This window comes from Paenibacillus doosanensis, from assembly GCF_025060755.1.
GTDB lineage: Bacteria > Bacillota > Bacilli > Paenibacillales > NBRC-103111 > Paenibacillus_S > Paenibacillus_S doosanensis.
Map to the genome: position 1 here is coordinate 151,047 of NZ_JANYUY010000004.1, position 14,204 is coordinate 165,250.

Here is a 14,204-nt window from a genome sequence, read left to right on the forward strand (position 1 = left end):
CGGCTCCTCTCTCGCCTGTAAAATGGTGGTTATCGGTATAAGTCGATTATACTCGCTTACCCGAAAGGCGGATTGTAAAAATCGGACACTCCGCCGAATTCCTGGACGGCCGTGAGCGGCGATGCGCCGTAATAACGCTGGAAATCGCGAATCATATGCGACTGGTCGAAAAAACCGTGGTCGAACGCCAGCGACAATCCGTCGGCCGCACTGCGGGCCTCAATCGTCCGCAGCATAGACTGAAACCGGACGATCCCGGCGAATTTCTTGGGACTGAGGCCGATATGGCGCTCGAACAGACGGTTCATCCGTCTGACCCCGATGACTTCGGCTTCGGCCAGCTGAGCGATCGCAATAGTCCCCTTGGACGTAAACATCCGATGCAGCAAATTGCTTAACGCCGCATCCGGCGCCGGGCTCGTCCGGTGCAGCAGAGCGAGCAAATATTGCTCCGCGACGCGCACTTTACCGGTAAGCGACGGCTCCCGCATCACCCGCTCGCCCCATTCGGCAGCCGCCGCGGGCCGCCAAATGCAGCCCAGCGCGACATGCCGGTTCGTAAACCCGGACAGATGATCCCGGATAAAGGGATAAGCGCCCCCCGGCAAAAAACGGATGCCGAATTTGCGCACCGGCTTCGCCTCGTCATAGCTGATCGGGAACGGCCGCTCCAAGATGCCGCAAAACCTCACGGAGCCGCAGCCTTCCGCCGTATCGCACTCGAACAGGACGTCGGCGCAGCCGTCGGGCAGCACGCGGTCCTTCGGCGCAGTCTCCGCCGTATCGGCGTTACCTGCCCGGATCGTTGCGTTAGACCCGGCCTCTGCTGACGCCGGCTCCGATGCCCAATAGCAGGATACGTAGGGCCGCAGCGCGGGAGAGGGAGGCAGCTCCACATACCGCTGGAAAGCGATGCGGCCGTTGCCCTGAACCGGACGGAATAACGTGTGCAGATTTAGTGTCATAGCTTCCTCCTCTCCGGCGGCCGGGGACGCGGCAGCGCCCCGCCGTTACCGCAGTATGCCGCTTATGTTACTATACATTCTCCCGGCGAACCATGCCGCCGCCGTGAAGGCTTCGGCCCTTGGCCTTCACGGCAAATCTTCGCCTTCGGGCTTCGGCAAAATAAGCACATAACCGCGGGTCCCGTCGACGCGGATATAGTCCCCGTCGCGAATCCGCCGCGTCGCGCCGTCGATCCCTACGACGGCCGGCAAGCCGTATTCGCGGGCAACGACGGCGCCGTGCGTCATCAGACCGCCGACCTCCATCACCAGGCCGATCGCGGAATGAAACAGCGGCGTCCAGCCGGGGTCCGTAAACGGGGCGATCATAATCTCGCCCTTATTCAACCGGGCCTCGCTCGGCTGCAGCACGACCCGCGCGATGCCCTCCACGACGCCGGCGGATACCGGCGTGCCGAGCAAGGCCCCCTCCGGCGCGTCCTGCCGTTTGCGCCGGCCGGTTAGCATCTCGCCGTCGCTCGTCATGGCGCGCGGCGGAGTCAGCCCGCGGAAGCGCTCGTACTCGCGCTTCCGCTCGGCGATGATCTCGGCCAGCCGCTCGTCCGGCTGGCCCTGCACCGCTTGACGCAGCTCCTCCAGCGTCAAGTAGAACGCGTCTTCGGCGGCGTCCAGCGTCCCCGCCCGGACGAGCTCCTGCGCGTCTTCGAGCAGCGCGCCGCGCATCATGCCGAACCAGCGGATCATCGTATACTTAGGATGCTCCCTCAGCCCCATCGTATGCCGGTATACCCGCAGCAGCCTGGACATCAGCTTTGCCTTCAGCCGGCCGAAGGGCAGCGCGCGAACGCGGGCCGTCAGCTCCTCGGCGGCCCGTTCGGCCTCGCGGGCTCCCTGGGCGAACCGCTCGCGGTGCTCGCCGGGCTCCATCGTCCGCATATGGCTGACGATGGACGGCAGCAGCGTGCCCGCATCGTCCCGCCAGCGCGGTCTCGTAATATCGATCTCGCCCGGGCAGCGCATCCCGTACAGCTCCATAAAGCGGTCCCAGAGCGCGACGAATTCCCCGCCGTCCTTCGCCAGCCCGAGCCGGCCCGCATCCCCGTCTTGCAGGAGTCTCGTCACCTCCGGGCTGCGCCGGGCCGCGTCGGCCAAATCGCCGATCATCAGCCCGAGCTCGCTGGTGACGTTGCCCGGCAGCGACTTGTTCAGGATCGGCATCATGTCCGTTTCGCCGAGCCACCGCTCGGCAAGGCGGGCGATCAGCCGCGAAGATACAATGCCGGCCATCGGATACGCCATCACCTCGGTGAACAGCTTGCGCAGCACGGCTCCCGTCCGTTCCTGCAGCCCTACAATCCGCGGCTCTCCGCGCGTGCCGGCGAGCCGCTGTTCGCTCTCCCGAATGAACGTCTCCATCCAATCATTAAGCTCCGCAGCGGCCTGTTCGGGCCGCGCCGCGATCAGATTGCGCGCCAAGCGGAAGGCAATCGGCCGCATAAAGCGCAGCACCGTGAGCGGCAGCCCCTTCTGCTTCGGCAGGCCGCGGACAAAATCGTCCTGCCGAATGTATTCCGCGATGCCGCTAGCCATCTGCTCGTCGATGGCGGTCAGCAGCTTCGGCAGCAGCCGCCTGGCCGAACGCAGCGAGAACAGCGGCGTCATATCCAGAAATATCCGGCCTCCGGCGCTGTAGGCCAGGCGGCTCGGCTCCCGCAAGGCAGGCTTGCCGAAGGGGAGCATCGTGCGCAGCACGTCAATCGCCAGCGGCTTCATCGCATCGGTCATCATCTGCTGATGACCGAACGACAGCAGCACATGAGGCGATTCTCCCTCCGCGATGTCGATGTCCGGCAGCGGATACAGCGAGGTGATCGGCCGGCTCTGGACGATATACAGCCTGCCGTCCGCCCAGCACCATTCGATATCTTGATCCGCGCCGTAGTGCCGCTTGATCCGCTCTCCCAGGCCGGCCAGCTCCTCGATTCGCTCGTCGCTCAGCGCCTGCCGCTCCTGCATCGCCTCGGGAAGCTCCTGCGTCTGCGTGCCTCCTCCCGGCAAAGCGTAAATCGCCAGCTTCTTGCGGGCGATCTTCTTCGTTAGGATGCCACCCGAGCGAACCTGGTACAAGTCAGCCGATACCAAGCCGGATACGAGCGCTTCGCCTAGACCGAAGCTGGCGTCGATCGATACGGTGCCCCGGTGGCCGCTGACAGGATCGGCGGTGAACATAATGCCGGACACTTCCGGGAATACCATCTGCTGCACGACGACGGAGAGCAGCACGGAGCGGTGATCGAAGCCGTTCTTCGCCCGGTACGAGATGGCCCGGTCCGTGAACAGGGACGCCCAGCAACGGCGGATCGCCTGAAGCAGCTGCTCCTTGCCGCAGACGTTCAAATACGTATCCTGCTGTCCCGCGAAGGAAGCGGTCGGCAGATCCTCCGCGGTGGCGCTGGACCGAACGGCGTAAGCCTGCACTTCCCCTAACCGGCTCCAGCATTCGACGACGCGTTCGCTAACTTCCTCCGGAATAGCTACCGTCTGCAAATAGCCGCGGATGTCGCCGCCCAGCTCGGCTATCGCCTCCAGTTGATCCGCCCCGACGCCTTCGAGCCTGCGAAAATATCCTTCCATAGCGCCGCTTCGTTCTATGAAAGCACGGTAAGCTTCCGTCGTCACGCAAAATCCCGGGGGAACGGGAAAGCCCGCCTGCGTCATTTCTCCGAGATTGGCCCCTTTCCCACCCACTTGGGGCAGACTGGTCCTGTCGATATGCCGGAACTCCAGTACATAGCCGCTCATCGCCTTCACGCTCCTCTATTTGTTGTCGCTTGCCCGCAAGCCCTCAATAAACAGCGTAAACAAAGTATCTACGACTTCAACCATCGTATGGCCGTGCTTTGCGGCAAAGTCCGGGCGGACGAAATGCTGCACGCTCTCCAGCATGATGGATGCGGTCAGCTTCGGGTCCAGCTCGCGAATGAGTCCCCGCTCCTGCGCCTGCCGCAGCAGACTTTCCATGAAAGCAAGCTGCCGGGCGCGAAACGTCTCCAGCCTCTCCCATAGCGAGGGAAGGTACTTTTGTACATCCTCGATGAACAAGGGACTGAGCTTGACGATCTCTCGCTTGATTCCTCTGACAATGTCGGCGAACATGTCCAGCGGCTCCCCTTCGCGGCCGCGGATGTCCGCAATGGCTGCGGCGACCGCGTCCATCGTTCGTTCCAATACCGCCTCCGCGATTTCCTCCTTGCCGCTGAAATGCAAGTAGAGCGTTTTTTTGCTCATGCCGAGCCGGGACGCCAGTTCGCTCAGCGTCACGCTGCGGTACCCCTTCGTGCCGAACAGCTCCGCGGCAGACTGTACAATTCGTGATTTGATCCCATTTTCCATTCGCTTTAGATCCTTTCTTTTAACAAAAAACCTTGGAAACCAAGGAAACCAACAAAGAATACTATGGTTTCCATACTACAAACCATTCATCAGGCTGTCAAGAGAGCGCGCTTCCTATTGAACCCGCTTCCGCATACTTGTACAATGAACATGACTCGCTGGAGCGCAGCGGATTGGCAGCTGCAATGATTCCTTAATGAACGGGAGGATAAGAGATGATACCGGAAGGAAATTTAAAAAGTAATGTCGATCGCTTTTCGGGGTATCAGGATTATTACGACCAATACCGGCCGGAGGCGCCCGGACAAGCCGTGGAGATCGTAACGGCTTATGCCGGAGGAAAGCCGCGGCTTGTAGCCGATGTAGGCTGCGGAACCGGGCTGTCTTCCTTCGTCTGGCTGGGAAAGGCGGAACAAATTGTCGGCATCGAGCCTAACGACGACATGCGCGGCAAAGCCGAGCAAAAAGCCGCCGCGGTCGGCAGCGGCGCGATCTCGTTTATCCCCGGCTATTCCAATCAGCTGAGCCTCGCGGCCGGATCGGTTGACGTGGTCACCTGCTCGCAGTCGTTCCACTGGATGGAGCCGGAGAGCACGCTGAAAGAGTTCGCGCGCGTGCTGCGCGACGGGGGCGTGTTCGCCGCCTATGATTGCGACTGGCCGCCGACGCTGATGTGGACTCTCGAGGACAGCTACAACCGGCTGCTGGCGAAATCGGACATGCTTTTGGCTCAGCTCGTTCCGAAAGACGATCAGGCGGTCAAACGGGATAAAAACAAGCATTTGCAGCATATTCGGCAAAGCGGCCATTTCCGTTTCGCCAAGGAAATCGTCTTCCACAATATGGAGTCCTGCGATGCCGACCGTTACGTCGGTCTCGCCATTAGCCAAGGCGGATTGCAGACGGTGCTGAAGCTCGGATCGACGGCTCTGGACGACGACATCGCGGAGTTCCGCCGTCAGGTCGAGGATTATTTCCAAGGCAGAACGCTTGAAGTGATGTTCAATTACCGGATGCGGGTCGGCGTGAAATAAACGGAGCGTCAGCCGCGGGTCAAGCTCCATCGGCAAACGAAACAAGCATCGAAGACCCCTGCGGGTTTCCGATGCTTGTTTGATGCGGCTATTTTTTCGATTTAAACTGGTCGTAGGCTTGCTGATAAATTTCCAGGCAGCGCTTCAAGTTCATTTTATCGAGCGTGCTCAAGTAGTTGTCCCATTCCTTATCGATGTCCAGCGAGCCGGTAACCGCCTTCGCAAAAAACTCGGTTCTGTAGTCCGTGATCGTCTTCTCCAGCGATGCCAGCTCCTCCGCCTGCTCGTTGGTAAAGAACAATGGCGGCACAATTTTGCTTGGATCGGTTTTGTAGGGCTCGTATTTTTTCGTTTCATTGTACAAAATCAGCTCAAGCGAATTTTTCGGATCGGATGCCACGCTTAAACGCAGATCGTTCGTTCGCAGAGACGGCCCGATTTGCGCCCAGTGGACGTTTTGCAGCTTGCCGAACGTCGCGATCGGCTTCCATACCGCAGGTTTTCCGTTTATGCCCAGTTCGCCCGCCTCCGGTCGCACCCACTCCTGTCCCGGACGGCCCTGCGTGCTGCGCAGCGTCGCTTCTTCCGAAAGCAGCAGATCGGCCATACGGAAAGCGGCGGCGGGATTTTTCGCCTTATTGGTGATCACGAATTGCCCGGTGGATACCGCGTAAGGATTGTAAGCCGTCGAACGTATGCCTGCCGGCCCTTTCAGCGGCGGCACCGCCACGAAATCTTTGAATCTCGGATTGTCGACATCGACAAACACCGTTTGGTTTTGCGAAGCGACTGCTCCGATAATCGGAATCTCGGGGTTCATCCCCATCTGTTTCAGCTGGTTGCGGTCCTGCGTAAACGATTGCGGCGAGATTAAGCCGTCAGCATATAGTTTATGAAGATACTTGAGCGCCTCTTTCCACTCCGGCTGATTGTAGGCGACCTGCACTTTGCCGTCCTTGACGAACCGCAGGTTGAAATCCTTCTCGATAAACGCGCTGGTCAGAAACAAATCGAGCGTCGAGGACGGGCCGTTGGTCGCGCCTACAAGCGGAATTTCGTCCGCCTTGCCGTTGCCGTTCGGGTCTTTCTCCTTGAACGCTTTGAGCACCTGATAAAACTCTTCCGTCGTCTCCGGCATTTTCAACCCGAGCTTATCCAGCCACGGCTGATAAATCCACATTTTTTGGCCGATCGAGCAGTGGTAACACTCATTGACCTGCGGTACCGAATAAATTTTGCCGTCGGGCAGGGTAATCATATCTTTGACATATGAAACCTGCTCAAACATCTTTTTCATTTCTACGCCATATTTGTCGATATACGGATTGAGCGGGACAAATACGCCGTCCTTCCCGTAAATCGACTGCTGAATGGGCGATACGTTCATACCCAGCAGCACATCGGGATAATCGCCGCTGGCCAGCGACACGTTGAGCTTCTCGTCAAACGTTTTTTCCGGAGCGACTTCCCAATCGATATGAATGTTCGTTTTCTCCTCCAGCCACTTCGTGAACTCATTCGTTGCAAAGTTTTCAACAATGCTGGAGCCCTTGACCATGACCTTGAGCGTCGTCTTTTCTTTCGTGATCGGGAACTCGCCCGCCGGCGTCACCTGATCGTCGCCGCTTGCCGAGGCCGCCGGAGCCGCTTCCTTGGGCGCGCTGTCCGCGCATGCGCTTAACAATGCCACAGATGTCGTCAATGCCACTACAACCGCTAAACCTTTCTTCATGTAAAACTCCCCTTTAGCCTTTTAATGAGCCTATCATCATGCCTTTGACAAAATGCCTTTGCAAGAAGGGATAAATGATGAGCACGGGCAGCGTGGACACAACGATCAGGGAATACTTCAACAGCTCCCGCAAACCGTCTCTGGCCGCCTGATCGGCAACGTCGGTGATCATCGACGCATCGACCTCGTTCTGCACCAATATATCCCGTAAAACCAGTTGAATCGGGTACAGCTCCTGATGCTTTAAATAGAGCAGCGCGTTAAAATACTGATTCCAGTGGCCGACTGCATAAAACAAGGCGATGACCGCAATGATCGGACCGGATAAAGGAATGACGATTTTTTGCACAAACGTAAAATCGCTGCAGCCGTCCATCTGGGCGGCCTCGAGCAATTCATCGGGGATCGTCGTTTGAAAATACGTGCGGGCGATGATCACATTCATCACGGCAAGCGCTCCCGGAATAATGAGAGACCATCTGGTGTCGATCATGCCCAGCCCTTTCACGACGAGATAAGACGGAATCAGTCCGCCCGAGAACATCATGGTGAAGACGAACAAAGCCATAATCGCATGGCGGGGCATAAAATCTTTCCTTGAAAGCGGATACGCGGCAATGAGCGTAAACAGCACATTGATCGTCGTTCCCACCACGGTATAAAATACCGAATTCAAAAAGCTCGACATAATTAAACGATGCTTGAATACCGCTTCATAGCCTGCCAGCGTCGGATCGACCGGGTACAGCCAGACTTTGCCGGAAATCACCGCGGCGGAGGAGCTAAAGGAAGCGCTAACAATATAGATTAGAGGATAGAGAATCGTAACCGTAAATAGAGACAGAATGATATAATTTGCAATAGTAAACAGCCTGTCATCCGCACTTTCTTTGATGCTTCCCGTCATGGGCGCGCCTCCTCATTACCATAAACTGGTTTCCCCTAATTTTCTGGCTATCCGATTGACAATAACCAGCAGGGCCAGATTAATAACCGATTTAAACAATCCGATCGCCGACGAATAGGAATAATTGATCGCCGTCGAGGCCAGACCGACTTTGTACACGAACGTATCGATCACCTCGGCTGAACTTAAATTCAGCGGATTTTGCATCAGCAATACTTTTTCAAAGCCGATGTCCAGCACATGGCCGGTGTTCATGATCAGCAAAATAACGGCAACCGGCATAATCCCCGGCAAATCGACATGCCACATGCGCCGCAGCTTGCTGGCGCCGTCCACGACAGCCGCTTCATGCAGCGAAGGATCGACGGCTGCAAGCGCTGCCAAATAGATGATGCAGGAGAAACCGACATTTTGCCAAATGCCCGACCAGACAAACACATGCGAGAACCATTCCGGTACGCCCATGAAGTTGATCGCGGACATTCCGAAAAATTTCATGATCGTTTGCACCAGACCGATTCGCGGGTCCAGCATTTGCAAAATGATGCCGACCATGACGACGACGGAAATAAAATGCGGCGCGTACGTGACCATCTGCACCGTTTTCTTAAAGAAGCGCGCATTTACGTAATTCAGCGACAGCGCCAGCAGAATCGGAAACGGAAATCCGGCAACTAAACTGTATAAGCTGAGCAGCACCGTATTTTTCATCACCCGAACGAATTCGTACGAATGGAAAAACCGGTCGAAATGCTTAAGTCCCACCCATTCGCTGCCCCATACGCCTTTGGTCGGAATATAATTTTTGAACGCAATTAAGGCTCCGTACATCGGCACGTACTTGAATATGACCAAATAAATAATCGGCAGCAGCATAAACAGATAGAGCTGCCAATGGCTAATTGCATTTTTCTTTAATCTGGATAAATAGCTTTCCTTTTTTTTGCCTGCAACGGCAGGTAAGGCGCTGCTCTTGTTAGCGGAAATTTCCATCTGATCCCTCCCATTTCCATGACCGCGACTTGGTGTGTTTTCATCGCTTTCTACCTTTAGCATATAATAGAGAAAAGCGCCGGGCATTGCGTTGTTTTATACCGGCATGACTTTTTTTGCGCCGGATGACGGCATACGAATGGTCACCGTCGTGCCCGCGCCGGGCTCGCTCTGTACGGAAAGCCCGTACTGCGGACCGAACACCATCTGAATCCGGTTATGCACGTTGAGCAGCCCGATACTGCCTTGCGGCGTCGGTTGCGGTTGTGCATCCGGCAGACGCTCCCGACTGTTCATGAGCCGGCTGTTTAATTGCCGAAGCGCTTCCGCTTCAATCCCGCAGCCGTTATCCTCTACCGTGACGTAGAAATCCTCCCCGTCCTTCCAGGCGTCAATAATAATGGTGTGCTCATCCTCAATCCCGTACGGAAACGCGTGCTTAAACACATTTTCGACCAGCGGCTGCAGCGTCAGCCGAACCATGCTTTCCAGCAAATAATCCGTGCTGATGCGGACATCGATTTCAAATTCGCGCTGATTGCGGTATTTCATAATCGACATAAAATACAAAATATGCTTCAGCTCGTTAGCCACCGTAATTTTCTCCAAATCGGTGCGGATGGAATAGCGCAGCATATACGACAAAGAGCGAACAATGTCTTTGATTTCGCTTGATTTCTGAATAACGGCGTAGCAAATAATAATTTCCAGCGTGTTGTACAAGAAATGCGGATTAATCTGCAGTTGGAGCGATTGAAATTCGGCCAGCTGCCGTTTCATTAAATTGTCCTGGTTGCGCAGCTCGGTCTCGTAGACCCGTTCCACAAGCTCCTCCAGCCGGGTGACCATCGTATTGTAGCTGATAATCAGCTGATCCATCTCGTCGCGGCTTCCGGTCAGAGGAACTCTTGTCCACTGCCCTTTGGCCGTCCGGCGCATCCCGTTCTCCAATAGCCGAATGGGGCGGATGATGGATTGGCCGAAACGATACGCCAAAAACAAGGCCGCAATCAAGGTGCCGATGCCGACAATGAGCGTAGTTTGACGCAAATCGGAAATCGGCTTGCGCTGTTCGGCGACCGATATGCTCGCCACGAGCGTCCATCCGGAGTAGTCCGACTTTCGGCTAAAAAATATGCGCCCCGGTTCTCCGGGCAGCTCGAAGACCTGGTCTTTCTTGGCCTCCACCGTATTGAAATGGATGCCGTCCAGTTGTTTGCCGATCCGCTCCGGATCGGGATGATACAGTATTTTTCCGCGATCGTTCACGATGAAAAAATACCCCGATTGCCCGAGCTTGATGCCCTTCCAGAGCGTGTTCAGCTCCCCTATCCGCAGTTCGAAGCCCATGATGCCTTTAAATGATTTGGCCGAGGTCCGATCCCCCAATTTGCGAATGACGGTGAGATGACCGTCCAGAAATCCGGAATCCTGAATCTTCAGCTGGCCGTTAATATCGTCGTCTTCTTTAATCTGTTCGACATATTCTTCAAATCCTTTGTAATTGAAGGGAACAATATGCGCATTAAAATCCGTGGCCTGAAACCCGTTATACCCGATAATATAGGCCATCGATATTTCCGGATTGTTGATGAGCACAGGCTGAAATACTCCCTTCATGGCCACCTCGGATGCATAGAAACCGGCAGCTGAATTGCTCGGAAGATCAAGCGCCTCCTTCACGACAGGAGAGATCATAATAGAGACCGTAGCTCTTTCGTAGCTCTTGAGAAACAAATCGGTTTCATTCAGCACGTTGTCTACGATTTGCGTCAGCAGCCCTTCGTACTGGTTCTCCAATTCGTTGGACGACCGCCAATAAGCGGTGACCCCCACCGTCACCAGCGCCAGTGTGATGAGTATGACAAAGTAGATGTACACCTTGCGTACCAAGCCGTTGTTCATTATTTGATCCCCAGCAGCCCGCGGTATTCGGTGGGGGAATATCCCGTGGCCTTTTTGAACACTCTGGAGAAATGGGGATAGCTTTCGTAGCCGACCTCGGCGACAATGTCGATGATTTTAAAATGCGGAACGGCGAGAAGCTGTTTGGCTTTCTCGATTCTTTTGCGCATCCGGTACTGCACGAACGTCTCGCTTGTCTGTTTCTTGAAATAATGGCTGAAATAGGTTGGCGTCACGCCTAACTTCCCTGCCACCATGTCCAGGGTGAGCTCCTCCTCGAAGAGATGTTCGTCGATGTATTGCAGAGCCGCCTCCAGCACATTGATTCTTTCATGATTGCGGTACATGCTCAACTGCTGTATCCATCGTGCGATTTCGGCCTGAAACCATTCATAGGCGCTTGTTATGCCCGCGTCTTCCTTTGCCGGCGGCGGCTCTATCCGGCAGCCCTCTCTGGTATGCAGTTTCCTGCGAAGCAGCTTGATCGCGTCGTCTATCCGCTGATGCAGCTGAATGCTCGTTTCCACGGCGAATAGCGTTTTCCTTCCTTCCTCAAGCAGCTCATCGGCCCGCGCCTTATCCATCATCCAAATCGCTTCCTCCATTTGATCGATCCATTGTTCAAAATGGGAGAACGACATCAGCGCGGCTTCCCGCATGTCGAGCAATTTATCCAGCACAGGAAACAGCTCAATTTCGGTCACCGGCTTCAATAAATATTCCTGTACCCCGTAGGTCATACATTTTTGCGCATACGCAAAATCCCCGTAACCCGAAAGCACAATGACTTTGGTAAAAATTTTTCGCTGCTGAATATTTCGGCATAGCTCCAAACCGTCCATACGAGGCATTCGAATATCGGTGAGCACAATGTCGGGAGGATTAGCCGTGATGTGCGACAAGGCGGACTCACCGTCTGTAAACGTATCGATCTCACTAAAGCGTCTATAGTCTCCAATTAACGTTTTGAGCCCGATGCCGATGATCGGCTCGTCATCCACGATACAGATTCTGGCCATTCGCTTACCCCCTTGTTTAAACATGATGTCCTTGGATCGTCTTTCGGTTCCTTACCTTTCATTATGGTACGCTCCCCTCCGGCCTGCACTCATCAAAACCTGAACCGCCTAATCAAAATTGCAAATTCTCTTCCTTTCATACGCCAACCGGGCGGGTAAAATGAAGAAAGACCGCTCGGCGCAGCTGCCGATTGGTCTATCAAGGTATATAACGGTAAGTAATGCTCCCAATCGATCGGCATTTGGCGATTCATGTTCAATATACATTCGCGCCGGCGGCCGGAACATTGCGTTTATTTGCTGTAGTATGACGTTTTTTGTGCGGCTTGCCTGCTAACGAGAGAGACGTCCCTGACGAAGCGAAAGACTGTGAATGACGATAACAGCGGCGTTTCGCGGACGGGTCGGCGGGAATTTACGGAGCGTCAGTGACGGGCCGGCTTTATCGGCAAAAAAATAAGCATCGAAGACTCTTCCGAGTTTTCGATGCTTATGTGCCTAGGGCTGTCAACGATTATTCCGCTTCTCCAACCAGCGTAAACCGTTCGTTCTTGTGTTCCGGCTTCTCGATCTCATCGACGACCGCAAGGGCGAAATCGGCGTAGCTGATATAGCTGTTGCCCTGCGAATTGACCATCAAATGATCTTTCCCTTTTTGATAAGAACCGGTTCTTTGGCCTGCAGGATCGAAGAAGGCGGCGGGGCTGACGAACGTCCACTGAATGCCTTCGCTGTTTTGCAGATCCTCCAGGTTTTTACCCTGATTCGAAGCGGTGGCGTAATATTCGCGCGGGAACTCCGGAGTATTGTACAAGCGGGTCGTCTTCTGCTCGTCCACGAACAGGCTGCCTGCGCCTCCGACAACGATCAGTCTCGTTTGCGGAGCCCCCTTCAAAGCCTGAATCAAAGCTTGGCCCGCTTCCACATGCAAATGCTCCTGGCCGGGAGCCGCGCCGAACGCATTCACGACAACGTCGAATGCCCGCAGATCGTCCGAGGTCAGCGCGAAGACGTCTTTCTCCAATACGGCCGTATCCCGGCTCGCAAGCTTGGACTCGTCCCGAACGATCGACGTCACTTCATGCCCGCGGCCGACCGCTTCTTTCACGATAAGGCTTCCTGCTTTTCCGCTGGCTCCGATAACTGCAATTTTCATGATCATACCCTCCATTATTTTCGTTTTGTCGTTATAGTCAATCCAACTTGCGGCAATTCGCCGATTGGCTTCGCTTAGGCTCTGCGTTCGGCTAACCGTTCATCGTCCGCAGCTAAAGAGGAGGCGCCGACAAGCTTTGCTTACGGCGCGCAATCTCCTGACGCATCGCACTGCAGCCCTTGCGTCTTACCGCCCGCTTCCCGCTCCAGCTGCTGCATAATGACGCTCTCCAGCGCTTCGCGGCTAACCGCGCCCTGCACGCGCTCGCTGCCGATAATAAACGTAGGCACAGCCGTAATCCCGGCCTCCTCATAAGCATGGCGCAGCGCTTGCGCCTGTATGTCCCGATACTTGCCGGACTGCAGCGCCTCGCGGAAGCCGGCTTCTTCCAAGCCGATCTCCGCGGCCAGCTTCGTTAACACGTCCAATTGCCCGATATCCTGCTCTTCCTGGAAAAAAGCGGCGAACACGCGGCTCATGTAGGCGTTGCCCCGCCCCTGATCCTTCGCATAATGGTAGCCTTCGAAAGCCAGGCCGGTATACGGATGCGGAGAGATGTGCGGAAGCTTCATACGAACTCCCCATTGTTCCGCCATTGGAGTAATATACGACTCCCAGCCGCGAAGCTTGGAAGGGTCCTCCCATGGGTCGATCTTCGGCGCCGGACTCGGACGCAGCTCGAAAGGCATCCATTCGATCTCGACGTCTTTGCCTTGCACGGCCTCGTCCAGCGGCGTTTTGGCCAAAAAACAGAACGGACATATAAAATCCGAATAAGCTTGAATACGCAAAGTCACGATTGATGTTCAGCTCCTTTCACTCATTTTGTAACCATAATTGTTACAAGAAAGCGTATAAAATCATTGTATGGCGGCGGCCTGCCGGCCTGCCGCAGGCAGATCCCTTTTCCAACGTTACGTTCCCCCAGACTACATTGATAGTTCGCGGGACACTCCATTTCCTTTAATTCCTGTAACAATTATAGTTACAAGTCATTCCTGTTGTCAACCCTTGATATGATTGTGCCTTCTTGCACGCCCCAACATTAAGCGAACGATCAGTTTCGTTTAAGCTCGTTTTCAGTTTGCTCATCCATAATG

Annotated in this window: 11 protein-coding genes; 1 reads left to right on the plus strand and 10 read right to left on the minus strand. The window is 55.3% G+C overall.

What is annotated here, in order from left to right; all coding sequences use genetic code 11:
• Positions 1–56 precede the first annotated feature (56 nt).
• From N0M98_RS05770 to N0M98_RS05780, 3 genes are all read right to left on the minus strand, one after another.
• A complete protein-coding gene (locus N0M98_RS05770) occupies positions 57–965 on the minus strand; it encodes an AraC family transcriptional regulator (RefSeq protein WP_259617206.1) in 909 nt (302 codons plus the stop codon).
• Between the two features lie 126 nt (positions 966–1,091).
• Entirely contained in the window at positions 1,092–3,767 is a 2,676-nt protein-coding gene (locus N0M98_RS05775) for a phosphoenolpyruvate synthase (RefSeq protein WP_259617207.1), read from the minus strand.
• Positions 3,768–3,782: 15 nt separating this feature from the next.
• Positions 3,783–4,358 (minus strand): TetR family transcriptional regulator, encoded by a 576-nt coding sequence (locus N0M98_RS05780; protein ID WP_249860431.1) that lies wholly within the window; start codon positions 4,356–4,358, stop codon positions 3,783–3,785.
• Positions 4,359–4,573: 215 nt separating this feature from the next.
• Between N0M98_RS05780 and N0M98_RS05785 the strand changes: the two genes are divergently transcribed.
• Positions 4,574–5,392: a class I SAM-dependent methyltransferase gene (locus N0M98_RS05785; RefSeq protein WP_259617208.1), complete on the plus strand. Its 819-nt coding sequence runs from the start codon at positions 4,574–4,576 to the stop codon at positions 5,390–5,392.
• An 88-nt stretch (positions 5,393–5,480) separates the two neighbouring features.
• Here N0M98_RS05785 and N0M98_RS05790 read toward each other — a convergent pair whose 3' ends face one another.
• The 7 genes from N0M98_RS05790 to N0M98_RS05820 form a co-directional block, all read right to left on the minus strand.
• Positions 5,481–7,124, minus strand: coding sequence for an ABC transporter substrate-binding protein (locus N0M98_RS05790; RefSeq protein WP_259617209.1), 1,644 nt, complete (start codon positions 7,122–7,124; stop codon positions 5,481–5,483).
• Between the two features lie 13 nt (positions 7,125–7,137).
• The gene (locus N0M98_RS05795) at positions 7,138–8,031 is read right to left on the minus strand and encodes a carbohydrate ABC transporter permease (protein WP_249860428.1); all 894 of its coding nucleotides are present in this window, start codon (positions 8,029–8,031) and stop codon (positions 7,138–7,140) included.
• 15 nt (positions 8,032–8,046) lie between these two features.
• Positions 8,047–9,024 (minus strand): ABC transporter permease, encoded by a 978-nt coding sequence (locus tag N0M98_RS05800; RefSeq protein ID WP_249860427.1) that lies wholly within the window; start codon positions 9,022–9,024, stop codon positions 8,047–8,049.
• A 96-nt stretch (positions 9,025–9,120) separates the two neighbouring features.
• Complete coding sequence (locus N0M98_RS05805; protein ID WP_259617210.1) at positions 9,121–10,929, minus strand: cache domain-containing sensor histidine kinase; 1,809 nt, start codon at positions 10,927–10,929, stop codon at positions 9,121–9,123.
• Positions 10,929–11,948, minus strand: a complete 1,020-nt coding sequence (locus N0M98_RS05810; RefSeq protein WP_259617211.1) for a response regulator — start codon at positions 11,946–11,948, stop codon at positions 10,929–10,931. Before N0M98_RS05810 ends, N0M98_RS05805 begins: the two co-directional genes overlap by 1 nt.
• A gap of 514 nt (positions 11,949–12,462) precedes the next feature.
• Entirely contained in the window at positions 12,463–13,104 is a 642-nt protein-coding gene (locus N0M98_RS05815; protein ID WP_259617212.1) for an NAD(P)-dependent oxidoreductase, read from the minus strand.
• 140 nt (positions 13,105–13,244) lie between these two features.
• On the minus strand, positions 13,245–13,901 hold the full coding sequence (locus N0M98_RS05820) for a DsbA family oxidoreductase (protein WP_259617213.1): 657 nt from the start codon (positions 13,899–13,901) through the stop codon (positions 13,245–13,247).
• Between the last annotated feature and the right edge of the window lie 303 nt (positions 13,902–14,204).